Genomic DNA, 20,233 nt, shown 5'->3' on the forward strand with positions numbered 1-20,233 from the left:
CTGCCCCGGAGGCGGGACGCGGACAGGCCGGGGCGCGGGAGAGCGGGAGCGATGCGGGCCAGGCGAAGCGCCGGGCGTTGGGGATGGCTGGGCCTGCTGGCGGCGCTGGCGCTGTCGCCGCTTCCGGGCGCCGCCCAGGCGCCGCGCCCGGACAGCGAGGCCTGCCGCCAGCAATGCGGCGCCACCATGCCGCGCCGCGCCGACCACCCCGCCAGCATCCAGGCCTGCCTGATGCGCTGCCAGGCGCTGGAGGGCCGCAGCGAGCTGCGCCCCTTCCAGGCCCCCGTGACCCGCGCCAGGCCCGAGGCGCTGACCCCGCCCTCCGCCCCGCCGCCGCTGGGGCTGGAAGCGCGCGAGGGCACGCCCCGCGCGCCGCTGACGCCGCCCGCCGGCAGCACGCTGCGCACGCCGCAGGGGCTGCGCCCGGCCGGGGGCAGCCTGCCCGCCGCCCCCGCCCCCTCCGCCTCCCCCGGCCTGCTGCCGCCGGGCGCGCCGCCGGGAACCGCCTCGGGCGCCGCCGCGCCGGGCCGGGCCGGGGCCGGGCCATCATCCCCAGGCTCCTCCGCCCCAGGCCCCTCCGCCTCCGGCGCCGGCAACCGTTTTCCGCTGCGCGGCGCGCTGCCCGGCCCGGAGCCGCGCGACGCCGGCCTTCCGGCCTCCGCCGGCGCCCCGCCAGGCGGCGCGGCCACCCGCGCGCCCGGCCGCCTGCCCACCCTGCTGCCGCCCGCCACCCCAGCGCCCCAGCCGCAGGCGCCGCTGCCGCCGCCGCTGCTGCCCGGCCCGGCCGCGGCCCCGCGCCCGGGGGCGGAGGCGCCCCCCGCCACGCCGGCCCCGCGCATGACCCTGCCGGCCTGGAGCGCCCCCGCCCAGGCCGCCACCGCGCCGCCTGCCGCCGCCCCCTCGCCCCCCGGCGCCCCGGGCGCGCGGTTCGGCGCCATCTACCTGGCCGCCGCGCCCTCGGCCCGGTACGGGCTGGTGGCGGGGCAGGCCGACCGCATCGCCGCGCATCGCCGCGCCGAGGGGCAATGCATGGGCTCGGACGGCACGCCCTGCCGGCTGGTGCTGGAATTCCAGGAACGCTGCGGCAGCATCGCGCATGGGGTGATCGGGCGCAGCATGGTCGTCACCGACGACCCCAGCACCTATCTCGTGATGCTCGCCACCGCCGCCAGCGGCCGCAACCCGGAGGAATCGGAGCGCGAGGCGCTGGCCGATTGCCGGCTGCGCCACCGCAACGCGCAATGCCGCGTGGTGCAGACGCAATGCGGGCCCGCCTCGCCGGGCTGAGCCCCCTCGCCAAGCGCCGCGCAACGATCCTAGGCTCGGGCTTTCGCCCCCGGGGAGGGTTGTCCATGAGCCATCTGATCCACCGCAACCTGCGCAGCGATCCGCCCATCGCCGTCTCCGGCCAGGGCATCTGGCTGCGGGACGCCGCCGGGCGGGCGGTGATCGACGGCTCGGGCGGCGCGGCGGTGGCCTGCCTCGGCCATGGCCATCCGCGCGTGCTGGCGGCGATGCGGGCGCAGATGGAGCAGCTCTGCTACGCCCATACCAGCCTCTACAGCTGCGAAAGCGCCGAGGCGCTGGCCGACAGGCTGGTCGGCCACGCGCCGGGCGGGCTGAGCCATGCCTATTTCGTCTCCTCCGGCTCGGAGGGGTCGGAGGCGGCGCTGAAGCTGGCGCGGCAATATTTCCTGGAGATCGGCCAGCCGCAGCGCCAGCGAATCATCGCGCGGCGGCAGAGCTATCACGGCAACACGCTCGGCGCGCTCGCCGCCGGCGGTAATGCCATGCGCCGCGCCCCCTATGCGCCGCTGCTGGCCGATGCCTTCAGCCATGTCTCCGCCTGCTATCCCTATCGCGGCCAGGCGGCGGGCGAGAGCGAGGGTGACTACGTCGCCCGGCTGGCGGCGGAGCTGGAGGCGGAGTTCCAGCGCCTGGGCCCCGACAGCGTCATGGCCTTCATGGCGGAGACGGTGGTGGGCGCGACCCTGGGCTGCGTCGCCGCGCCCGAGGGCTATTTCCGCGCGGTGCGCGAGATCTGCGACCGGCATGGCGCGCTGCTGATCCTGGACGAGGTGATGTGCGGCATGGGCCGCACCGGCACGCTGCATGCCTGGGAGCAGGAGGGCGTGGCGCCCGACATCCAGGTGATCGCCAAGGGGCTGGGCGGCGGCTACCAGCCGATCGGCGGCATCCTGGCCGCGGGGCGCGTGGTGGCGGCTTTGCGCGACGGCTCGGGCGGCTTCAAGCATGGCCACACCTACCAGGCGCATCCGATGGCCTGTGCCGCCGCGCTCGCCGTGCAGCAGGTGATCGAGGAGGAGGGGCTGGTGGCGCAGGTCGCCAGGCGCGGCGCGCAGCTGGAGGCGGCGCTGGTCGAGCGGCTGGGCAACCACGCGCATGTGGGGGAGATCCGCGGCCGCGGCCTGTTCCTGGCGGTGGAGCTGGTGGCCGACCGCGCCGGCAGGACGCCCTTCGAGCCGGGCCTCGCTTTGCATGAGCGGGTGCGCGACGCGGCGCTGGCGCGCGGCCTTGCCTGCTATCCGATGAATGGCACGATCGACGGGCGGCTGGGCGACCATGCCATCCTGGCGCCGCCCTATATCGTCACCGAGGATGAGGTGGCGATGATCGCCGAGCGTTTTTCGGCTGCGGTGGAGGAGGCGGTGGAAAGCGCGCTGCGCGAGGCCGCGCTGGCCTGAGGCGGCATCGCCCGGCCCGCCCGCACGGCCGGGCGCGGCCGGCGCCGGGCGCCGCGATGGCGCCCCGCCCGTCCGGGAGGAGGATGGCCACCGGACAGCGTCCCGCTTCTTCGGGAGATGGCGGCAGCCCGAAAAGAGTCCCGCCTCACCGGGAGATGGCGGCAGCCCGAAAAAGAGTCCCGCCTCACCGGAAGACGGCGGCAGCCCGAAAAGAGTCCCGCCTTACCGGGGGACGGCGGCAGCCCGAAAAAAATCACCGGGAGGCGGCGGCAGCCTGAAGAAAACCTTCCATGACCGGCACGGCGCCGCCGCCGACATGGGCGCGGATCGCCCCGTCCTGGCGTTCGGCGCGGGCCAGCAGCAGGCTGGGGCGGCCCATCGCCTCGCCCTGGCGGACCCGCAGGCGCAGCGAATCGCCGCCGCGGCGGGAGAGCAGCCAGGCCGTCGCCGCCGCCGTGGCGCTGCCGGTCGCCGGGTCCTCGTATTCGCCCTGGATGAAGCAGCGGGATTGCAGCGCATCCTCGCCCTCCGCCACGCAGGCATAGATCGAGCGGCGGCCGCCCGGCAGGCGCAGCGCGGCGAAGGCCGCGCGGTCGGCGCGGGCGCGGGCGAGCGCCTCGGGGCTGGCGAGCCGCGCCACGCAGAAGGGCAGGCCGACGGACGCCATCACCGGATCCTCCGCCACATCCTCAGGCGCCAGGGAGAGGCAGCGCGCCACCTCCTCCCGGCTGGCGGCGGGGAGGAGGGAGAGCGGCTCGGGGGCGGCGAATTCGGCGCCGGTGACATGGCCGTCCTGCCGCAGCAGGCGCAGCGGGACGAGGCCGGCGCCCTCCTCGAACAAGAAATGCTCCGGCGCCGCGCCGGAGAGGCGCCGCGCCAGGGCGACGGCGGTGCCGACATTGGGGTGGCCGGCGAAGGGCAGCTCCTCGCGCGGGGTGAAGATGCGCACCCAGGCGGTGTGGGACGGGTCGCGCGGCGGCAGCACGAAGGTGGTCTCGGAGTAATTAAACTCCCGCGCGATGGATTGCATCGCGGCGTCCGACAGGCCCTCCGCCTCCAGCACCACGGCCAGCGGATTGCCGCCGAAGCGGGTGTCGGTGAAGACGTCGAGGGTGACGTAGCGATGGCCGGTCATGGCGCGGGCTCCGGTGGCGGAAGACGGAAAAGACTAGTCCCAGAAGGGGCGGCGGGCTTCCCGGGCGGCGTCGGCCTCGGTCAGGCCGAGGTCGCGCAGCCGGCCGGGCGGCAGTTCCGCCAGCGCGGCGCGGGTGGCGGCGTTGCGGCGCCACAGGCGCAGCCGGGCGGCCAGCTGGCCGAGCCAGGCGGGGCGGAGGGAATTGATCCGATCTCTGGGAGATATTGCTCCGATCAACATGGGATTGTCCTGCGATTGATCTCGGCGCAATCCGTGGCACGGCGCAAAAAAAGCTTCAACAGGGGAATTGTTCTCGGTACAATTTCCCATGACCGATTTCCGCCTGCTGGCCGAGCGCTACGCCACCGAGCTGACCGCCGATCTGCTGGCCGGCCGGCGCCACCCCGGGGAGCGGCTGCCGACCAGCCGCGACTTTGCGCATCGGCAGGGCATCGCCCCCTCCACCGCCAGCCGCGTCTATGCCGAGCTGGTGCGGCGCGGCGTGGCGGTGGGCGAGGTCGGGCGCGGCACCTTCCTGCGCGCGCCGGAGGACAGCGCGCCGGGCGGCCCGGCCGGGCATGGCCTGCCCGCCCTGCCGGCGCGGGAGATGAAGCCGGATGGCATCACCGATCTGGAGGTGAATTTCTGCGTGCTGCCGGAGCAGGCGGCCCTGCTGGCCCCGGCCCTGGCCCGGCTGGCCGCCGACCCCGCGGCGCTGACCGAGGCGATGCTGCGGGCCGAGGCGCGCGGCACCGCCGCCTGCCGCGCCGCCGCCGCCGCCCTGCTGGCGCGCGGCGGCTGGACGCCGGAGCCGGAGCGGCTGCTGTTCGCCGGGCGCGGCCAGCAGGCGCTGGCGGCGGTGTTCAGCGCCCTGGTGCCGCCGGGCGAGCGGATCGGCTTCGAGGCGATGACCTACACCATGGCCAAGGGCATGGCGCTGCGGCTCGGGCTGCAGCCGGTGCCGCTGGCGATGGATGCGCATGGGCTGCGCCCGGACGCGCTGCTGGCGGCGCATCGCGCGCATCCGCTGCGCCTGGTCTATCTGCAGAGCGAGCTGCACAACCCGCTCGGCATCACCATGCCGCCGGCGCGGCGGCAGGAGCTGGCGGCGCTGCTGCGGGAGCTCGGCATCACCGCGGTCGAGGATGCGGTCTATGCCTTCCTGGCCGAGGATGCCGGCGCGCCGCTGGCGGCGCTGGCGCCGGAGCATGTGGTGCTGGTGGACAGCCTGTCGAAGCGGGTCTCGCCGGGCATGACGCTGGGCTTCCTGGTGGTGCCGCCGGCGCTGCGGCACCGGCTGGCGGCGGCGCTGCGCCTCGGCGGCTGGACCGCGCCGGGCTTCGCCCTGGCCTGCGGCCGCGCCTGGATCGAGGAAGGCAGCGTGGCCGAGCTGGTGCGCCACAAGCAGCAGGACGCGCAGGCGCGCAACGCCCTGGCGCGGCAGCTGCTGGGCGAGGCCGGGCTCAGCCTGCGCGGTGACCCGCGCGCCTATCACCTCTGGCTCGACCTGCCGGGCGGCTGGCGGGCGGAGACCTTCGTGGCGGCGGCGGCGCGGCGGCGCATCGCCGTCTCGCCGGCGGCGGAATTCACGGTCGGCAGCGGGCATGCGCCCGATTCGGTGCGCCTGGCCCTGGCCGCGCCGCCCGCCGCCGCGCTGCGCCCGGCGCTGGAGACGCTGCGCGACCTGGCGCTGGCCGGGCCCGAGGCGGGCGGGGTGGAATAGACGCGGCTCAGCCCTTCTTCGGCGGCGCCTCCGCCTCGCTCCCCGCCATGCCGGGCAGGCCGCGCTCCAGCACCAGCGCGCCGGGGCCCTCGCCGCCCCAGACGTCGCCCGGGTTGCGCAGCGGGCAGGTATCGATCGACAGGCAGCCGCAGCCGATGCAATCGCCCAGATGGTCGCGCAGGCGCTGCAGCTGGCGGATGCGCGCCTCCAGCTCCGCCCGCCAGCCGGCGGCCAGGCGCGCCCAGTCCTGCCGCGTCGGCGCCCTTCCCTGCGGCAGGGCGGCCAGCGCCGCGCCGATCCCGGCCAGCGGGATGCCGGCGCGCTGCGCGGCGCGGATCACGGCGATGCGCCGCAGCACGTCGCGCGGGTAGCGGCGCTGGTTGCCGGCGCTGCGGCGGCTCGCGATCAGCCCCTTGGCCTCATAGAAATGCAGGGCGGAGACGCTGACGCCGCTGCGCCGCGCCACCTCCCCCACGCTCAGCTCCGGCGCCATGCGGATGGGCTGCGTCATGCTCTTGACCTGAACCTTACCTGAGGTTCTATGGGGTGTGCTCCGTGATGCCGCAACAGGAGCACGCCCATGCCCCGTCCCGTCGAACTGGCCCTGGTCTATCGCAGCGACCGCCCCGGGCGGCTTTGCGACCGCGTCGCCGCCTGGGCGGTGGGGGAGATCTGGGGCCGCCCCGAATTCCGCCTGAGCCTGGTCGAGAGCATGGGTGAGGGCGCGGCGCGGCGCCTGGACCATGCCGAGGCCTGCCTGCTGCTGGTGGAGGGCGAGGAGGCGTCCGGCCTGGCGCCGCTGCTGCGCGGCCCTTCCTGGCAGGACCGGCCGGTGGCGCTGCTCGGCCCTGGCGGCGCGGCGCTGCGCCAGCGCCTGGCGCTGCTGCGCGCCGTGGTGGTGCCGGAGCGGCTGGTCCTGCCCGACGCCGCCAACCTCACCGAGGATGGCTGGCTGCGCCATCCGGGCGACCTCCCCGCCCGCTTCGCGGCGCTGCTGGACCGGCTGCACTGGTGGGCGCTGGTGCTGCGCCAGGCGCGGGCCGCCACGGCGCAGGGCCGCGCGGCCTGAGCGCGGCGCCACCTCAGGCGTATTGCGCCACGCCGTGGCCCAGCGACCAGTTCTCCCGCGCCACCTCGACCAGGTTCACGAACACATCCTCCGGCCGCAGGCCGGGCGCCTCGCCCAGCAGCTCGACCAGCCGGCGGTACAGCGCCTGCTTCTGCGCCGCGCTGCGGGTGTTGTTGGCGGTGATCTGGATGAAGACCAGGTCGTCGCTGCGCGCGATGCCGAGATAGGAGCGGCCATAGCGGAAGCTCGCCGCCGCATGCTCGGTGATGACCATGAACTGGTCGTCCTCCGGCACGTCGAAGGTCTCGCGCAGGGCGCGGTACAGGCCATCGAGCAGGGCCTGCCGGTACGCATCCGGCTTGCCGGCGCGCATCGCGATATGGGCCAGGGGCATGGGGAGCCTCTCCAAGGGATTCGCCCGCAGGGTGAGCCGGGCCCATGGATTTGCATAGCATATGGCGATGGATAGCTGTGATAATCAGGCGTTATGAACGAACCGCCCCTCGATCTCGACGCCGTCTGGGCCTTCCTGCTGATCGCCGAGCTGGGCAGCTTCACCCGCGCCGCCGAAAGCCTTGGCACCACGCAGGCCGCGGTCAGCCTGCGGCTGAAGCGGCTGGAGGAGCGGCTGGGCTGCCGGCTGGTGGAGCGCACCCCCCGCCATGTCGGCCTGTCCGCGCGGGGGGTCGCCTTCCTCGAACAGGCCCGCGCCCTGCGGGCGGCGCATGACCGCGCGCTGACCGTGCTGGACACCGCCCGCCAGCGGCTGGTGCTCGGCATCAGCGAGCATGTGGCGGGGCCGGAACTGCCGGCCCTGATCGCCCGGATGAACGCGCAGGACCCGCATCTGCTGATGGAGATCCGCATCGGCTCCTCGGGCGATCTGCTGCGCGCCTATGACCGGCGGGAGCTGGATGCCGCCCTGCTGCGCTTCGAGGCGGGGCGGGAGGATGGGGAGCGGATCGCGGAGGAACGCTTCGGCTGGTTCGCCGCCCCCTCCTGGCAACCCCGCGCCGGCGAGAAGCTGCCGGTCGCCACCCTGTCCGAGCCCTGCGGCGTGCGGGCAATGGCCAGCCAGGCGCTGGACCAGGCGGGCATCGCCTGGACGGAAAGCTTTGTCGGCGGCGGGGTGGCCGCGGTCGTCGCCGCGGTGACGGCGGGGCTCGGCATCGCCGCCCTGGCGCCGCGCATGCTGCCGCTGGGCGCGGTGGAGGTCGGCGACAGGCTGGGGCTGCCGCCGCTGCCGCGCCTGCCCATCCTGCTGCATGCCCGCCCGGCCGGGGAGCGGCCGCGCGCCGCGCTGGCCGCGCTCTCCGCCGCCTTCCGCGCCGCGGTGCGCGGCTAGGCGCAACCGGCCTCCGGCCTGCCGGCCGCCCCGCGACGGCCGATCCGGCCCCGGCGGCCGCTCAGAGCCCCATCAGATCCAGGGTGCGGCCGATGATGCGCGCCTCGTCGAAACGCTCCACCGCCCGGGCCCGCCCCGCCGTCCCCATCCGCGCGCGCAGCTCCGGATCGGCCGCCAGGCGGTTCAACGCCCCGGCCAGCGGTTCGACGGTCATGGGCGGCACCAGGAAGCCGGTCTCGCCCGGCACCACCTGCTCGCGCGGGCCGCGGATATCGGTGGCGACGACGGGCAGGCCGGTCAGCATCGCCTCGATCACCGACATGGGCAGGCCCTCGAAATGGCTGGGCAGGCAGAACACATCCGCCGCCGCCAGCAGGCGGTCCACATCGGTGCGGTAGCCCAGCCGCTTCAGCCGCGGCCCCAGCAGCCGCTCGGCGCGCGAAAAATCCTCGGCCATGTCGGGGCCGTGGTCGGTGGGCAGCCGCTCCCCCACCACCCAGAGGGTGGCGCTGGGCACCGATTCCATCGCCCGCAGCAGCTCGGGATGGCCCTTGTGCCGCACCAGGCGGGAGACGATGACGATGACGCACTCCTCCTCCGCCGCGCCCAGCTCGGCGCGCACGGCCGCGCGGGTGGCGGGGTCGGGGCGGAAGCGCGCCGGGTCGCGGCCATTGCCGATGCCGATGGCGTTGCGGGCGATGCCCAGGCGCCGGGCATCCGCCGCCTCCTCCTCGCTCACCGTCAGGAAGACATCGGTGGCGCGGCCGCCCAGCCATTCCAGGCCCAGCGACAGCCCGCGCCGCCAGGCCGGCCCCGGCTGGTTGAACAGGAAGCCATGCCCCGTATAGGCGATGCGCGGCACCCCCGCCGCCTTGGCCGCCGCCCGCGCCAGCAGGCCGGAGATCGGCATATGCGCGTGGACGAGGTCGAAGCGCTCGGCGCGGAAATGCCGCAGCAGGGCGGCGAAGGCGCGGCCCTGGGCCAGAGGGTTCAGGCTGCGCGCCATCGGCACCGGCTCGATGCGGAAGCCCTCGGCGCGCGGCACATCGAGCAGCGGGCCCTCGGCGCAATAGCCCACCACCGCATGCCCGCGGTCGCGCGCGCCGCGCATCACCGGCAGCAGGAAATGCCGCATGGCAAAGTCGACATTACAAACAAACGCTATTTTTGGCATCTGCCGGTCATGGCCCAGACGAGAGTCGCTTCACTGAGGCCGCGCGCTCCGGCCCAGCCGTGCCGGCGACCCCGTCACCACCAGCCCCCCCTTGCGAGTGCAGCGTCCCGCCACCCCACCAGACGGCGGCAGCCCGAAAAAAATCAATCGGAGGTGGTGGGGTTGGGGAGGTTCACGCGGCTCAGCGCCCATTGCACCGAGGCGGTGCCGGGCTCGGCCGAGAGCACCACCTGGGAGGTGCGGCGCGGCTCGCCGGCCATGAACACGCTTTCCTCGACGGTGAGCCGGGCGCGGCTGGCGCGCAGCCGCCAGGAGGCGCCGGAGGGCAGGCGCAGCAGCACCGCATTCTCCTCCTGCTGCGGGCTGGCCACCACGCCGGGATGCAGGTGGAAGCGCACCGCATAGGCGGGGATGTCCTCGGCCTCGACGGAATCCTCGCCGCGCAGATCGTCGCCGGATTCGGAGAGGTAGAGGCGGCGGCGGTGCAGCGCGCCGAAGCCGCGCCGGTAGCCATCATGGCTGGCATCCAGCCATTGCGCGCCATTGGCCTCCTGGCGCTCGGCCTCCACCGCCTCGGGCCGGCGGCCGAGGCCTTCCTCGCGCAGCTCGCTGCTGTTGGTGTCGGCCAGCACCAGGGTGGAATGCGCGGCGGTGGCGCGCAGCGCGTCGCGCCAGGCGCTCTCGGCGGCCGGGGCGGCGCCGCAATTGACGATCAGCCGGTCGCGGCCGACCGACATCTCGAAGGCCAGGGTGCCGGCATGGTGGTAGCGGTCCGGGTGGCGCGGCAGGCCGCCCGGGCCGGCGCTGCCGCGGCCCTCGGGCGGGGCGCCGCAATCGGCGATCACCAGGGTGCGCCCGGCCTGCAGGCGCTGGAAGCCGGCCTCGGGCAGGATCAGCGGCGCGCGGCCGCGCGCCTGGCCCTGGGTCAGCACCAGGTCGACCAGCGCCGCGCCCTCGTCGCGGGTGCCGTTGAACAGGGCCAGCCCGCCATCGCCATGGCGGAACAGCCGCAGCGCCGGGGCGGCGCGGTCGAGGGCCAGCGCCAGATGCGGCGGCGCCTCCAGCCCCGCGCCATGCAGCAGGTTGCGGATCTCGATGAGGTCCTGCACCGCCAGCAGCAGCTGGCCGGGGGAACGCTCGACATGCGCGCCATCGGGCAGGATCTGTCGCTCGATCTCCTGCGGCAGCACGCGCAGGCAGCGCGCCACCCAGGCCTCCTCGGCCAGGGCGACGGAGGCGGCCAGCGCGCCCTTCAGCGCGGCGAGGCCCCCGCGGTGCCGCGCCTCGGCCGGCAGGGAGGCGACGAGGCCGCGCGCATCCTGGGCGAGGCGCACCATCAGCGCGCGGCGGAAGCCGTCCTCGGCGGTGGCGGCCAGGAAATCCCAATGGCCGAGCCAGGCGGAAAGCCGGGCGCCGACCACTTCCGGCAGGGCGGCGAGCGGCTGCTCGCTGCCCTGGGCCATCCAGTCGGCGGTCAGGTCGCGGGCGCGCAGCCGCGCGCCATCGGTGCCGAGCGCGCGCAGGTCGCGCAGCCAGGCGAAGCCATGCACGGCGGCGCGCCAGGGCGGCGCCCCGCTGCCCTCGGCCCAGCCCTGGCCGCCTTCCTCGGCGGTGGTCAGCGGGCGGGTGGTGCCATACACCTCGCATTCGCCGCGCAGCAGCCGGTGGCCGCGCGCCGCGTCGCCGGGCCAGAGGTCGCGGAAGGCGCGGGCCGGGGCATCCGGCACCTTCACCGGCCGCAGCCCTGCAATGACCTTGCGCGCGCCGCGCAGCCAATCGGACATCAGGCAGCGTCTCCCCGCAGGGCGGCGATGGCGGCGGCATAGTCCGGCGCGCCGAACACGGCGGTGCCGGCCACCAGGACGTCCGCCCCCGCCTCGATGCAGCGCGGCGCGGTCTTCACCGTGACGCCGCCATCGATCTGCAGCGCGATGTCGCGGCCGGTGGCCTCGATCATCCGGCGCAGCGTGGCGATCTTGGGCAGCTGGCTGTCGATGAAGGACTGGCCGCCGAAGCCGGGATTGACCGTCATCACCAGGATCAGGTCGACCAGATCCATCACATGCTCGATGGCCGAGACCGGGGTGGCCGGGTTCAGCACCACGCCGGGCGAGGCGCCGAGGGCGCGGATGGTCTGCAGCGAGCGGTGCAGATGCGGCCCGGCCTCGGGGTGCAGGCTGATGCGCTCCGCCCCCGCCTCGGCGAAGGCCGCCAGATAGGGGTCGGCGGGCGCGATCATCAGATGCACGTCGAAGCACATGCGGCTGTGCTTGCGCAGCGCCTTCACCACCGACGGGCCGAAGCTGATATTGGGCACGAAATGCCCGTCCATGATGTCCAGATGCAGCCAGTCGGCACCGGCGGCGTCGATGGCGGCGACTTCCTCACCCAGCCGCGCGAAATCGGCGGCCAGCAGGGACGGGGCGATTTTGACCGGTCGTGACACGGGGGACGTTATGCCTTTTGGCCTGGGGCGGGACAAGCCGTGGGACGGGAGAGAGAGTCAGACGAAGTAAGGATTTAGCGAGGCGGCCGGCACGTTCCAATGGAATGCCCCGCCGCGCTGTTGACGGGATGAGCGAAACCGGCGGCCGCGCGGCCGCCGCGCTCACACCATGCTCGCGGCGAGGTCGTTTGCCCAGGCCTCGGCGGCGTCGCGTTGATCGAGCCAGAGCCGGTCCCAGGCGCGGACCGAGCGCGGCCCCATCGCCCAGGGCTTGCCGGGGGTGTAGTGCAGGAAGACGATGCGGTCGCGCACCGTCTCGAAATGGGCGGGGCCGAGCGAGCCGAAGATGCGCCGCCGCGCATTGTACCAGACCGGCAGGCGCAGGAAGGGCGTGCCGCTGCCGGCGATGGTGCGGGTGGTCAGGTTCTGCTCATTGGTGAAGGCGGTGGTGCTGGCCAGGGCGAGAGCGCCGTCGAACGCCGCCTGCGACAGCAGCGGCCGCTCCAGCACCACGAAGCCGGAATTGATGCCGCGGATCGGCCGCAGGGCGGGCTGGTCGTGCTCGGCCAGATAGGCCTCGGACACCGCCTGCGCGTCCTCCCGCCGGGGTTCCTGGCCGATCGGGAAGGTCGAGGCGCCGTATTCCTCCACCGCCTTGGCCGGCTGCGGCCCGGTCAGCAGCGCCGCGTCCGGCGTCCGCAGGCAGAGCATGTCGGCATCGAGGAAGATGTGCCGGTCATAGCCCCTGTCCTGGAACATGCTGAGCTTGAGGAAGGTGTATTTCGGGGCGAAGCCGGCATGCAGCGCGGGATTGATCCGCTCGCCCCGGATCTGCGCGAAGCGGGCCAGGCGCGCCGCGTCGAACATCTCGATGCTGGCCGCAATGCGGCGGATGAAGGGGTCCTCCGCCACCACCGGGTCGTCGGTGATGATGACGGTGGGGCAGCCCTCGAAGGCGCCCTGCCGCATCAGCGAGTGGCGCAGCACGCGCAGCGGCAGCAGGTAGTCCCGGTTCAGCACGTGCAGGATGGCGGTGCCGGGGTAGACGCTGCCCATGGAGGTTCCTCCCGATGGCGTAAAAGCCTGAACCCGGTTGCCCGCGCCCGCCGCGGCTCAGCCGGCGCGGAAGCGGGCCATGAAGAAGCCGTCCAGCCCGCCCTGCTCCGCCCAGAGATCGGGGCGGGTGCGCAGCCAGCCCTGCGGCGAGAGCGCGGCCTCCAGCCCCGGCACCTCCTGGGCGCGGATCGGGTCGGGGATCAGGCCGGGCGGCGGGCTGGCGGCCTGGGCCTCGCCCTCCTCCGGCTGCAGCGAGCAGGTGGCGAAGACCAGCCGCCCGCCCGGCGCCAGCAGCCGTGCAGCGGCGGCGAGGAGCTGGCGCTGCAGCCCGGCCAGCGTCGCGATGTCGCCCGGGCGCTTCAGATGCGGCACGTCGGGGTGGCGGCGGATGGTGCCGGTGGCGCTGCAGGGCGCGTCCAGCAGGATGGCATCAAACCGCGTGCCGGGCTCCCATTCGGCGACATCGGCCTGCACGCTCTCCACGCTGAGGCCGAGCCGCGCCATGTTCTCGCGCAGCCGGAGCAGCCGCGTCGCGTCGCGCTCGACGGCGGTGACGGCGGCGCCGCTGGCGGCCAGCTGCGCCGTCTTGCCGCCCGGCGCGGCGCAGAGATCGGCCACCCGCATGCCAGGGCCGGCGGCGAGCAGCCGCGCCGGCAGGGCGGCGGCGGCGTCCTGCGCCCAGGCCAGGCCGTCCACGAAGGCGGGCAGCTCGGTGATGCGGGTGCCGGCGGGGAAGCGCGCGGTGCCGGTGGGCAGCATCAGCGCGCCCTCCGGCGCCGGGGTGCCCGGCTTCAGCGAGAGGTCGAGCGGCGCCGGCAGCCGGTGGGCGCGGGCGATGGCGCGCACCGCCGGGCCATAGGCGCCGTGCCAGGCGCTCCACAGCCAGCCCGGCGTGTCCAGCCGCTCGCCATCCAGCTCCTCCAGCGCGGCGGGGCCGGCGGCGGCGACCTTGCGCAGCACGGCATTCACCAGCCCGGCGAAGGGGCGCGGCACCAGGTCGACGCAGCTGGCGACGGCGGCGTGCGGCGGCGTCTCCAGCAGCAGCAGCTCGGCGGCGCCGATGCGCAGGGCGTGGCGCACCTCGGGCGGCGGCTCGCGCCGCAGCGAGGGCTCGAGCACGGCGTCGAGGCTGCCCAGCCGGCGCAGCACGGCGGCGGCGATGCGGTGGGCGGCGGCACGGTCGCGCGCCTCGGCCGGCGGCAGCGCGTCCAGCGCCTCCTCCAGCCCGCGATGCCGGTCGAGCACGGCGGTCAGCAGCGCCAGGGCGGCGCTGCGGGTCGGGTTGCGCGGCGGCCGGCCGCCCCCGCCGCCCGGCCTGCCGCCGGCTTTTCCGGGGGGTTTGCCGCCGGGGCGGCCATCGGCGCGCGGCGGGCGGCCGGAAGGACGGCCATCGGGGCGACCGGAGGGCGAGGCGGCGGAGGCGGGAGAGGGCGGCTTCATCGCCCCCTGCTATGAGCCGGAAGCGCCCGCCCTGTCGAGGGATCGGCGCGGGCGCTTCACGCTTTGTCGCTATACTTCCGGCGGCAAAAAGCTCTACAGCCGGCGCGCCATGCCCTTTTCCCTGCCCGACCTGCTCGATCGGCTGCCCGAGACGCGCCGGCCGCGCCTGTGGCTCGCCCTGCTCTGCCTGGCGCTCTGGCTGCCCGGCTTCGCCACCCTGCCGCCCGGCGACCGCGACGAAAGCCGCTTCGCCCAGGCCAGCCGCCAGATGGTGGAAAGCGGCGACTATGTCCGCATCCGCTTCGGCGAGGAGGAGCGCAACAAGAAGCCGGCCGGCATCCACTGGGCGCAGGCCGCCTCGGTGCATGCGGCCGAGGCGCTGGGCATCGGCTCACGCGACCAGATCTGGCCCTATCGCCTGCCCTCGCTGCTCGGCGCGCTGGCGGCGGTGCTGGCCACCTTCCACTGGGGCCGGGCGCTGGTCGGAAGGCGGGCGGCCTTCGTCGCCGCCGCCATGCTGGCCTGCTCCACCGTGCTGGTGGTGGAGACGCATATCGCCAAGACCGATGCGGCGCTGCTCGGCACCGTCGCCATCGCCATGGGGCTGCTGGGCCGGGCCTATCTGGCGCCGGGCGGCTTCACCGCGCGGCAGGCCGGGCTGTTCTGGGCGGTGCTGGGCCTGGCCATCCTGCTGAAGGGGCCGATCGGGCCGCTGGTGGCGCTGCTGGCGGCGCTGACCCTGTGCATCGCCGACCGCTCGGCCCGCTGGCTGACGGCGCTGCGCCCGGCCTGGGGCGTGCCGCTGATGCTGGCCATGGCCGCCCCCTGGTTCATCGCCATCGGCATCGCCACCGAGGGCCGCTTCTTCGCCGATGCGGTGGGCGGCGACATGCTCTCCAAGGTGAATTCGGGCGAGGAGGCGCATTGGGGCCCGCCCGGCTACTACCTGCTGACCTTCGCGCTCAGCGCCTTCCCCATCGCCTTCCTGGTGCTGCGCGCCTTGCCGGCGGCCTGGCGCGACCGGATGAACCCGTCCACGCGCTTCCTGCTGGCCTGGATCGCCCCCTCCTGGCTGATGTTCGAGGCGGTGGCGACCAAGCTGCCGCACTACACCCTGCCGGTCTTCCCGGCGCTGATGCTGCTGGGTGCCGCCTGGGCGATGGACCCGCTGCGCCGCCCGGCGCCGCGCTGGCTGCGCGGGCTCGGCCTGGTCCTGCTAGCGCTGGTGGCGCTGGCGCTGGGCGTCGCCGCCCCGGTGCTGCCCTTCCTGGCCGATGGCCGGATCGACCCGGTGGCGCTGCTGGCGCTGCCGGCGGCGGGGCTGCTGCTCTGGGGCGTCTGGTCTGCGCTGAAGCGCGGCGCGCCGGGCCAGGCGGCGCTGGCCGGGGCGCTGCTGGCGGTGCCGCTCTACGCCATCATCCTGGGCGGCGTGCTGCCGCGGCTGGAAGCGCCCTGGATCGGGCCGCGGCTGGAGGCCCTGGTGCAGCAGCGCCTGCCCGGCCTGCCGCCAGCGCGGCTCGGCGTGGTCGGCTATCACGAGCCCTCGCTGGTCTTCTCGACCGGCACCGAGACCGCCCTGCTGCGCGACGGCGCCGCGGCGGCCGGTTTCCTGGCGGCCGGGCCGGGCCGCGCGGTCGCCGTCAGCGGCCGCGACCTGGAGGCCTTCCGCGCCGCCGCCAGCGCCGCCGGCCTGGCCCCCGCATCGCTCGGCGAGGTCGCCGGCTACAACTACACCCGCGGCCGCCGCGTGGTGCTGCACCTGTTCGGCGGTGGCGCATGATCGAGTGGGTGACACGCATCGTCGGCGATGCCGGCCCGGCCGGCGTCTTCCTGCTGATGGCGCTGGAGAATCTGTTCCCGCCCATCCCGTCGGAGCTGATCATGCCGCTGGCCGGCTTCGCGGTGGCGGAGGGGCGGATGTCGCTCTGGGCGGCGATCCTGGCCGGCGCCGCCGGCTCGCTGCTCGGCAACGCCGCCTGGTACGAGCTGGCGCGCGCCATCGGCGCCGCCCGGCTGCGGCCGCTGGTGGCGCGGCACGGGCGCTGGTTCGGCGTCAGCGGCGAGGATATGGACCAGGCGGAGGCGAAGCTGCGCCGGCACGGGCCGGTGGCGCTGTTCTTCGGCCGCATGCTGCCGGCGATCCGCACGCTGATCTCGATCCCGGCCGGGCTGGCGCGGATCGAGCGCGGTGTCTTCTATCTGTGGACGGCGCTGGCCGGGCTGCTCTGGGTCGCAGCCCTGGCGGGGGCCGGCTATGCGCTGCGCGACCAGTATCTGAAGGTGGCCGGGGTGCTGGAGCCGCTCAGCTATGTCGTGCTGGCCGCCCTGGTCATCCTCTATCTGCGGCATCTCTGGCGCAGCCGCCGGCGCGGCTGAGCGCCTACCGGCGCGCGGATGCAAGAAGGGCCCGGGGATCGCTCCCCGGGCCCTTCTTGCGTCGCGGCGTTCAGATCACCCCGAACAGCAGCAGAAGGATAATGATCGGAATCGGGATCCCGAGCAGCCACAGCAGGATCGAGCGCATCGTCTTCTCCCTTCGCAATCCTGGCCCAGCAACGCGTCCCGGGAGGCCGGGGTTGCCCGGGGAAGGCGGCCGGGGCGTCTTTGTCACCGGCGCGTCGCTTTTGTGCGACAGGCTGTAACCGAAGCGCCGGCGCGACGTTGACGCGGCAGGCCGGCACGACCGGCTCCCCCCGACGACTACCCAAGACGACAAGGAGCTTCGAGGATCATGCGCCAGCGCGAGATTGGCTTTGCCATCGTGGTGTCCGCCGCCCTGCTGGGCCTGGCGGCCTGCTCGTCCTCCCCCGATGGCAGCGCGCCGGCGCGTGCCCTGGACCGCGCCGCGGGCACCAACACCTCGGGCGCCTATCCGGCGCAGTCGGATGGCACGCCGGCCAACCCGCCGGGCACCGCCGCCAGCCGCGCCCTGGACCGCGCCGCCGGCACCAACACCTCCGGCGCCTATCCCAGCCAGTCGGACGGCACGCGCGTCAACCCGCCGGGCACCGCCGCGACCCGCGCTTATGACCGGGCGACGGATTCCAACACCTCGGGCGCCTATCCGCAGAACGGCCCGCGCATGTAACGCCTGAGGGAAGGCCCGGCGCGCATCCCAGGATGCGGGCCGGGCCTTTTGCATGCGCGCCGCCTGCCCTGCCCCGCGCGGCCGGACCGGCCGGCGCCGCCTTCGCGCGGCGGCCGGTGCGCGCCCGCCTGCGCCCTCTCCATCCCTGCCCCGCAGCCGGCGCGCCGCATCGCGCGCCGGGCCGCGCCGGCCTGCGCGATGGCGCCCCGCGCGCTGCCTGCGTCGCGGCGCCGGGCGGGCGGCGCCCCCTGCCGGAACGCTGCGCATGCGACAGGCGCTGCGCCACGTCGCGGCGGTGCCGCGCCCCGCAGAAACAGAACGGGCGGGGGAGATCCCCCGCCCGCCCAGGGCCGCCATTTTGGCAGCCGATGAGACCCTGCCGCGCGGCGCGTCGCGCGCCGCGCGGCGGGCCTGTCCTCAGGCCCAGCCGCGGCCGGCCACCAGCGAGATCAGGAACAGCACCAGGAAGATGACGAAGAGGATCTTGGCGATACCGCTGGCCGCGGACGCCACGCCGGAGAAGCCGAGAACACCGGCGACCAGCGCCACGACGAGGAAGATGAGCGTCCAGTACAGCATGGGATCCTGCTCCTTCGGACCGTTTGGGGAATATGCCGGTGCCGCGAGGGCGGCATCGTGCCAGGAACGCGGCTTATTCCCCGCAGTTTCAGCCGATCGGAACGGTCGAGGACACGGCCTGGTAGGTGGCGATGGCCAGCGCCAGCGGCTCGAAGGGCTTGCTGATGACGAAGGCCGGCTCGACCTGCTCGGCGGTCAGCAGACGCTCAGGATAGGCGGTGACGAAGATCACCGGCACCTCGACCTCGCGCTGGATGCGGTTGACGGCGTTGATGCCGTCGCCGCCGGCGCCGAGATTGACATCGGCCAGGATCAGCCGCGGCTTCATCTCCGCGGCCATGCGCACCGCCTGCGCCTCGCTGGCGGCGACGCCGACGACACGATGGCCGCAGGCCTCGACCAGCTGGCGGACATCCATGGCGATGATCGGCTCATCCTCGATCACCAGGATGTCGGTGGCGGCGGCGCTGCGCAGCGCCTCGCGCGCCGCGTCCAGCTCGGTTTCGGCGACGTCGACGGGCACGCCCACCACCTGCGCCGCCTCGGCCACCGGCAGCTCCTCCAGCGCGGTCAGCAGCAGCAGCTGGCGCGAGCGCGGCGAGAGATTGGCGCCGGGGCCGGGCGCCGGCGCCGGGGCCAGGCGGGTGACGCCGGCATAGAGGGCGAGGCGCGCCGGCAGCGGCGGCAGCCCCTCGCGCAGCGCGGCGGCGACCAGCGCGTCGCCGGCCGTCTGGCTGCCGCTGAGCGCACGCGCATAGCGCCGGGCGGGGGGAAGGCTTCGGAGCAGCTCGGCCTGGGTAACGGCGTTCATGTCATGGCCCTCGTGACGTTCCTGGTTGCTGCGGCAAGATCGTGCCGGAAGTGAGAATGACAAAGCAAACGGATCCGATCCGCGCCGCCCTGCCGGGGCTGCTGCCCGAGCTGCGCGCCTTCGCGCGCTTCCTCGCCCGCGACACGGCGCTGGCGGACGATCTCGTGCAGGAGGCGATCCTGCGGGCGCTGCGCGCGGAATCCCAATGGCTGCCTGGAACCAGCCTGCGGGCCTGGGTGTTCCATATCCTGCGCAACGTGTTCCTGGAACAGATGCGCCGCCGCGGCACCGAGAAGCGCGCGCTGGAGCGGATGCCGCCGCGCGAGGCGATGCCGGCGGCGCAGGAGGCGCAGGCCGATGTGAACGACCTGTCGCGCGCGCTGGAGCGGCTGCCCATGGCGCAGCGCGAGGCGCTGATCCTGGTCGGCGCGCATGGCCTGTCGCATGACGAGGCGGCGGCGATCGTCGGCGTGCCGGTGGGCACGGTGAAGGCGCGCGTGTCGCGGGCACGCGACGCGCTGGCGCGGGGCTGGTCGCCGGCGGAGCGCGGCGAGGCCGCGCTGCAGGAGGAGGGAGACTGAAGGGACGCGCATCGAACGCCTCTTCAAGGATGCGCGAAGGGCGAAGGTTTCATGCATCCAACGCAATGCAGACATGCTTCGATTGGATATCACCCATGCAACCGCTTGCCCGCCTCCGGCATTGGTGGGGCATGCAAGGCGAGCAGAGCACCATGAACAGCGTGACCCCGATCCAGCAGGCCACCGGCACCGCTGCGCCGGTCAGCGAGGGCCCGAGCTTCCATGAGCAGCTGGTGGCCATCCTGCCCCGGCTGCGCGTCCAGGCCGTCTCCATGACGCGCAACCGCGCCGATGCGGATGATCTGGTGCAGGCCGCCGTCAGCAACGCGCTGGCGGCCCAGCACAGCTTCACCCCGGGGACGAATTTCGGCGCCTGGATGTTCCGCATCCTGCGCAACCGCTTCCTCTCCGACATCCGCCGCAAGCGCGACACCTGCGACATGGACAACGCCCCGGCCGAGGCCCTGGCGCGTCCGGCGGCGCAGGAGGACAGCCTGGCGCTGCGCGAGCTGCGCCGCCGCCTGGCCGACCTGCCGGAGGACCACCGCACCGCCCTGCTGCTGGTGACGGTCCAGGGCATGTCCTATGAGGAGGCCGCGCAGGCGATGAACTGCGCCGTCGGCACCGCCAAGTGCCGCGTCTTCCGCGCCCGCCGGCAGCTCGAGGCCTGGCTGATGGGTGAGAAGCAGCCCTCCCGCCGCGCCCAGGCGGAGGCCAAGGCACCGGCGCGCTCTGGCGAGCAGCGCCGGCGCAATGATAGCCTCCGGGAGAGCTCCAGCGCCGCGCGGGGCATGCATCCGGGTCTCTGATGGACGAGAGAGAGAATAAGCGCATGTTGGCGGATCCGGCGATCGCCCACCGCCCGAGTGCCGAGCGTGCCCGAAAGGGCACGCCGGATGCCGCTTTTGACCTCTGGCTTCAGCGAGGATTGCATGCGATGTACGATGACATCGCCAAAGAGCCCATCCCGGAGGAGCTGCTTCGCTTGATCGACCAGGACAAGGCTCAGGGCAGCAAGACGTGATCTCTCCGGCGCCCCCGAAAGGCCGGGCGCTGCACAGAATGCTCCGCGGAGTGCGGG

At 74.5% G+C, this 20,233-nt stretch carries 22 protein-coding genes; 11 read left to right on the forward strand and 11 right to left on the reverse strand.

The annotated features are described in order from the left end of the window. The first annotated feature begins 51 nt into the window (after nucleotides 1–51). Together QE401_RS17115 and QE401_RS17120 are read left to right on the forward strand one after the other, a co-directional pair. Nucleotides 52–1,287, forward strand: a complete 1,236-nt coding sequence (locus QE401_RS17115; RefSeq protein ID WP_307139346.1) for a DUF4189 domain-containing protein — start codon at nucleotides 52–54, stop codon at nucleotides 1,285–1,287. A 65-nt stretch (nucleotides 1,288–1,352) separates the two neighbouring features. After that, nucleotides 1,353–2,705: an aspartate aminotransferase family protein gene (locus QE401_RS17120; protein WP_307139347.1), complete on the forward strand. Its 1,353-nt coding sequence runs from the start codon at nucleotides 1,353–1,355 to the stop codon at nucleotides 2,703–2,705. A gap of 253 nt (nucleotides 2,706–2,958) precedes the next feature. On the opposite strand, the gene QE401_RS17125 is transcribed toward QE401_RS17120, so the two are convergent. Then, nucleotides 2,959–3,840, reverse strand: coding sequence for a PhzF family phenazine biosynthesis protein (locus QE401_RS17125; protein WP_307139348.1), 882 nt, complete (start codon nucleotides 3,838–3,840; stop codon nucleotides 2,959–2,961). Between the two features lie 33 nt (nucleotides 3,841–3,873). Beyond that, nucleotides 3,874–4,080 carry a DUF1127 domain-containing protein gene (locus QE401_RS17130; protein ID WP_307139349.1) on the reverse strand — a complete coding sequence of 69 codons (207 nt, stop codon included), beginning with the start codon at nucleotides 4,078–4,080 and terminating at the stop codon, nucleotides 3,874–3,876. Nucleotides 4,081–4,168: 88 nt separating this feature from the next. On the opposite strand from QE401_RS17130, the gene QE401_RS17135 reads away from it, so the two are divergent. Further along, entirely contained in the window at nucleotides 4,169–5,563 is a 1,395-nt protein-coding gene (locus QE401_RS17135) for an aminotransferase-like domain-containing protein (RefSeq protein ID WP_307139350.1), read from the forward strand. 7 nt (nucleotides 5,564–5,570) lie between these two features. On the opposite strand, the gene soxR is transcribed toward QE401_RS17135, so the two are convergent. Further along, nucleotides 5,571–6,074 carry a redox-sensitive transcriptional activator SoxR gene (gene soxR, locus QE401_RS17140; protein ID WP_307139351.1) on the reverse strand — a complete coding sequence of 168 codons (504 nt, stop codon included), beginning with the start codon at nucleotides 6,072–6,074 and terminating at the stop codon, nucleotides 5,571–5,573. A 69-nt stretch (nucleotides 6,075–6,143) separates the two neighbouring features. On the opposite strand from soxR, the gene QE401_RS17145 reads away from it, so the two are divergent. Continuing rightward, on the forward strand, nucleotides 6,144–6,632 hold the full coding sequence (locus QE401_RS17145; RefSeq protein ID WP_307139352.1) for a hypothetical protein: 489 nt from the start codon (nucleotides 6,144–6,146) through the stop codon (nucleotides 6,630–6,632). Between the two features lie 13 nt (nucleotides 6,633–6,645). Here the strand turns inward: QE401_RS17145 and QE401_RS17150 are convergent, their stop codons facing one another. After that, nucleotides 6,646–7,026: a tautomerase family protein gene (locus QE401_RS17150; protein WP_307139353.1), complete on the reverse strand. Its 381-nt coding sequence runs from the start codon at nucleotides 7,024–7,026 to the stop codon at nucleotides 6,646–6,648. Nucleotides 7,027–7,119: 93 nt separating this feature from the next. Between QE401_RS17150 and QE401_RS17155 the strand changes: the two genes are divergently transcribed. After that, nucleotides 7,120–7,977, forward strand: a complete 858-nt coding sequence (locus tag QE401_RS17155) for a LysR family transcriptional regulator (RefSeq protein ID WP_307139354.1) — start codon at nucleotides 7,120–7,122, stop codon at nucleotides 7,975–7,977. Nucleotides 7,978–8,038: 61 nt separating this feature from the next. Here the strand turns inward: QE401_RS17155 and QE401_RS17160 are convergent, their stop codons facing one another. The 5 genes from QE401_RS17160 to QE401_RS17180 all read right to left on the reverse strand — a co-directional run bounded on the left by QE401_RS17160 (nucleotide 8,039) and on the right by QE401_RS17180 (nucleotide 14,093). Next, the gene (locus QE401_RS17160) at nucleotides 8,039–9,151 is read right to left on the reverse strand and encodes a glycosyltransferase family 4 protein (RefSeq protein ID WP_307139355.1); all 1,113 of its coding nucleotides are present in this window, start codon (nucleotides 9,149–9,151) and stop codon (nucleotides 8,039–8,041) included. A 143-nt stretch (nucleotides 9,152–9,294) separates the two neighbouring features. Continuing rightward, nucleotides 9,295–10,935 (reverse strand): heparinase II/III family protein, encoded by a 1,641-nt coding sequence (locus QE401_RS17165; protein ID WP_307139356.1) that lies wholly within the window; start codon nucleotides 10,933–10,935, stop codon nucleotides 9,295–9,297. Beyond that, nucleotides 10,935–11,597, reverse strand: coding sequence for a ribulose-phosphate 3-epimerase (rpe, locus tag QE401_RS17170; RefSeq protein ID WP_271136711.1), 663 nt, complete (start codon nucleotides 11,595–11,597; stop codon nucleotides 10,935–10,937). The genes QE401_RS17165 and rpe overlap by 1 nt, the downstream gene beginning before the upstream one ends. A gap of 162 nt (nucleotides 11,598–11,759) precedes the next feature. Further along, entirely contained in the window at nucleotides 11,760–12,653 is an 894-nt protein-coding gene (locus QE401_RS17175; protein ID WP_307139357.1) for a glycosyltransferase family protein, read from the reverse strand. A 57-nt stretch (nucleotides 12,654–12,710) separates the two neighbouring features. Beyond that, nucleotides 12,711–14,093: an RsmB/NOP family class I SAM-dependent RNA methyltransferase gene (locus QE401_RS17180; RefSeq protein ID WP_307139358.1), complete on the reverse strand. Its 1,383-nt coding sequence runs from the start codon at nucleotides 14,091–14,093 to the stop codon at nucleotides 12,711–12,713. 109 nt (nucleotides 14,094–14,202) lie between these two features. On the opposite strand from QE401_RS17180, the gene QE401_RS17185 reads away from it, so the two are divergent. The 3 genes from QE401_RS17185 to QE401_RS17195 all read left to right on the forward strand — a co-directional run bounded on the left by QE401_RS17185 (nucleotide 14,203) and on the right by QE401_RS17195 (nucleotide 17,181). After that, nucleotides 14,203–15,873 carry an ArnT family glycosyltransferase gene (locus QE401_RS17185; protein WP_307139359.1) on the forward strand — a complete coding sequence of 557 codons (1,671 nt, stop codon included), beginning with the start codon at nucleotides 14,203–14,205 and terminating at the stop codon, nucleotides 15,871–15,873. A gap of 8 nt (nucleotides 15,874–15,881) precedes the next feature. After that, entirely contained in the window at nucleotides 15,882–16,469 is a 588-nt protein-coding gene (locus tag QE401_RS17190; protein ID WP_307139360.1) for a DedA family protein, read from the forward strand. Between the two features lie 355 nt (nucleotides 16,470–16,824). After that, a complete protein-coding gene (locus QE401_RS17195) occupies nucleotides 16,825–17,181 on the forward strand; it encodes a hypothetical protein (RefSeq protein WP_307139361.1) in 357 nt (118 codons plus the stop codon). A gap of 417 nt (nucleotides 17,182–17,598) precedes the next feature. Here QE401_RS17195 and QE401_RS17200 read toward each other — a convergent pair whose 3' ends face one another. Next, nucleotides 17,599–17,760, reverse strand: coding sequence for a DUF1328 domain-containing protein (locus tag QE401_RS17200; RefSeq protein ID WP_007006484.1), 162 nt, complete (start codon nucleotides 17,758–17,760; stop codon nucleotides 17,599–17,601). Nucleotides 17,761–17,848: 88 nt separating this feature from the next. Then, nucleotides 17,849–18,571 carry a response regulator gene (locus QE401_RS17205; protein ID WP_307139362.1) on the reverse strand — a complete coding sequence of 241 codons (723 nt, stop codon included), beginning with the start codon at nucleotides 18,569–18,571 and terminating at the stop codon, nucleotides 17,849–17,851. Nucleotides 18,572–18,627: 56 nt separating this feature from the next. Between QE401_RS17205 and QE401_RS17210 the strand changes: the two genes are divergently transcribed. From QE401_RS17210 to QE401_RS17220, 3 genes are all read left to right on the forward strand, one after another. Next, nucleotides 18,628–19,152, forward strand: coding sequence for a sigma-70 family RNA polymerase sigma factor (locus QE401_RS17210; protein ID WP_307139363.1), 525 nt, complete (start codon nucleotides 18,628–18,630; stop codon nucleotides 19,150–19,152). Between the two features lie 152 nt (nucleotides 19,153–19,304). After that, nucleotides 19,305–19,961, forward strand: a complete 657-nt coding sequence (locus tag QE401_RS17215; RefSeq protein WP_307139364.1) for a sigma-70 family RNA polymerase sigma factor — start codon at nucleotides 19,305–19,307, stop codon at nucleotides 19,959–19,961. Beyond that, nucleotides 19,961–20,176 carry a NepR family anti-sigma factor gene (locus QE401_RS17220; RefSeq protein ID WP_307139365.1) on the forward strand — a complete coding sequence of 72 codons (216 nt, stop codon included), beginning with the start codon at nucleotides 19,961–19,963 and terminating at the stop codon, nucleotides 20,174–20,176. Before QE401_RS17215 ends, QE401_RS17220 begins: the two co-directional genes overlap by 1 nt. Nucleotides 20,177–20,233: the final 57 nt, after the last annotated feature.

Source organism: Pseudoroseomonas cervicalis (genome assembly GCF_030818485.1).
GTDB classification, from domain to species: domain Bacteria; phylum Pseudomonadota; class Alphaproteobacteria; order Acetobacterales; family Acetobacteraceae; genus Pseudoroseomonas; species Pseudoroseomonas cervicalis_A.

Excerpts from the sequence above, each read along its gene's own strand:
- QE401_RS17115 (WP_307139346.1), top strand. The coding sequence starts at position 52 with ATGCGGGCCAGGCGAAGCGCCGGGCGTTGGGGATGGCTGGGCCTGCTG.
- QE401_RS17120 (WP_307139347.1), top strand. The coding sequence starts at position 1,353 with ATGAGCCATCTGATCCACCGCAACCTGCGCAGCGATCCGCCCATCGCC.
- QE401_RS17125 (WP_307139348.1), bottom strand. The coding sequence starts at position 3,840 with ATGACCGGCCATCGCTACGTCACCCTCGACGTCTTCACCGACACCCGC.
- QE401_RS17130 (WP_307139349.1), bottom strand. The coding sequence starts at position 4,080 with ATGTTGATCGGAGCAATATCTCCCAGAGATCGGATCAATTCCCTCCGC.
- QE401_RS17135 (WP_307139350.1), top strand. The coding sequence starts at position 4,169 with ATGACCGATTTCCGCCTGCTGGCCGAGCGCTACGCCACCGAGCTGACC.
- soxR (WP_307139351.1), bottom strand. The coding sequence starts at position 6,074 with ATGACGCAGCCCATCCGCATGGCGCCGGAGCTGAGCGTGGGGGAGGTG.
- QE401_RS17145 (WP_307139352.1), top strand. The coding sequence starts at position 6,144 with ATGCCCCGTCCCGTCGAACTGGCCCTGGTCTATCGCAGCGACCGCCCC.
- QE401_RS17150 (WP_307139353.1), bottom strand. The coding sequence starts at position 7,026 with ATGCCCCTGGCCCATATCGCGATGCGCGCCGGCAAGCCGGATGCGTAC.
- QE401_RS17155 (WP_307139354.1), top strand. The coding sequence starts at position 7,120 with ATGAACGAACCGCCCCTCGATCTCGACGCCGTCTGGGCCTTCCTGCTG.
- QE401_RS17160 (WP_307139355.1), bottom strand. The coding sequence starts at position 9,151 with ATGCCAAAAATAGCGTTTGTTTGTAATGTCGACTTTGCCATGCGGCAT.
- QE401_RS17165 (WP_307139356.1), bottom strand. The coding sequence starts at position 10,935 with ATGTCCGATTGGCTGCGCGGCGCGCGCAAGGTCATTGCAGGGCTGCGG.
- QE401_RS17175 (WP_307139357.1), bottom strand. The coding sequence starts at position 12,653 with ATGGGCAGCGTCTACCCCGGCACCGCCATCCTGCACGTGCTGAACCGG.
- QE401_RS17180 (WP_307139358.1), bottom strand. The coding sequence starts at position 14,093 with ATGAAGCCGCCCTCTCCCGCCTCCGCCGCCTCGCCCTCCGGTCGCCCC.
- QE401_RS17185 (WP_307139359.1), top strand. The coding sequence starts at position 14,203 with ATGCCCTTTTCCCTGCCCGACCTGCTCGATCGGCTGCCCGAGACGCGC.
- QE401_RS17195 (WP_307139361.1), top strand. The coding sequence starts at position 16,825 with ATGCGCCAGCGCGAGATTGGCTTTGCCATCGTGGTGTCCGCCGCCCTG.
- QE401_RS17200 (WP_007006484.1), bottom strand. The coding sequence starts at position 17,760 with ATGCTGTACTGGACGCTCATCTTCCTCGTCGTGGCGCTGGTCGCCGGT.
- QE401_RS17205 (WP_307139362.1), bottom strand. The coding sequence starts at position 18,571 with ATGAACGCCGTTACCCAGGCCGAGCTGCTCCGAAGCCTTCCCCCCGCC.
- QE401_RS17210 (WP_307139363.1), top strand. The coding sequence starts at position 18,628 with ATGACAAAGCAAACGGATCCGATCCGCGCCGCCCTGCCGGGGCTGCTG.
- QE401_RS17215 (WP_307139364.1), top strand. The coding sequence starts at position 19,305 with ATGAACAGCGTGACCCCGATCCAGCAGGCCACCGGCACCGCTGCGCCG.
- QE401_RS17220 (WP_307139365.1), top strand. The coding sequence starts at position 19,961 with ATGGACGAGAGAGAGAATAAGCGCATGTTGGCGGATCCGGCGATCGCC.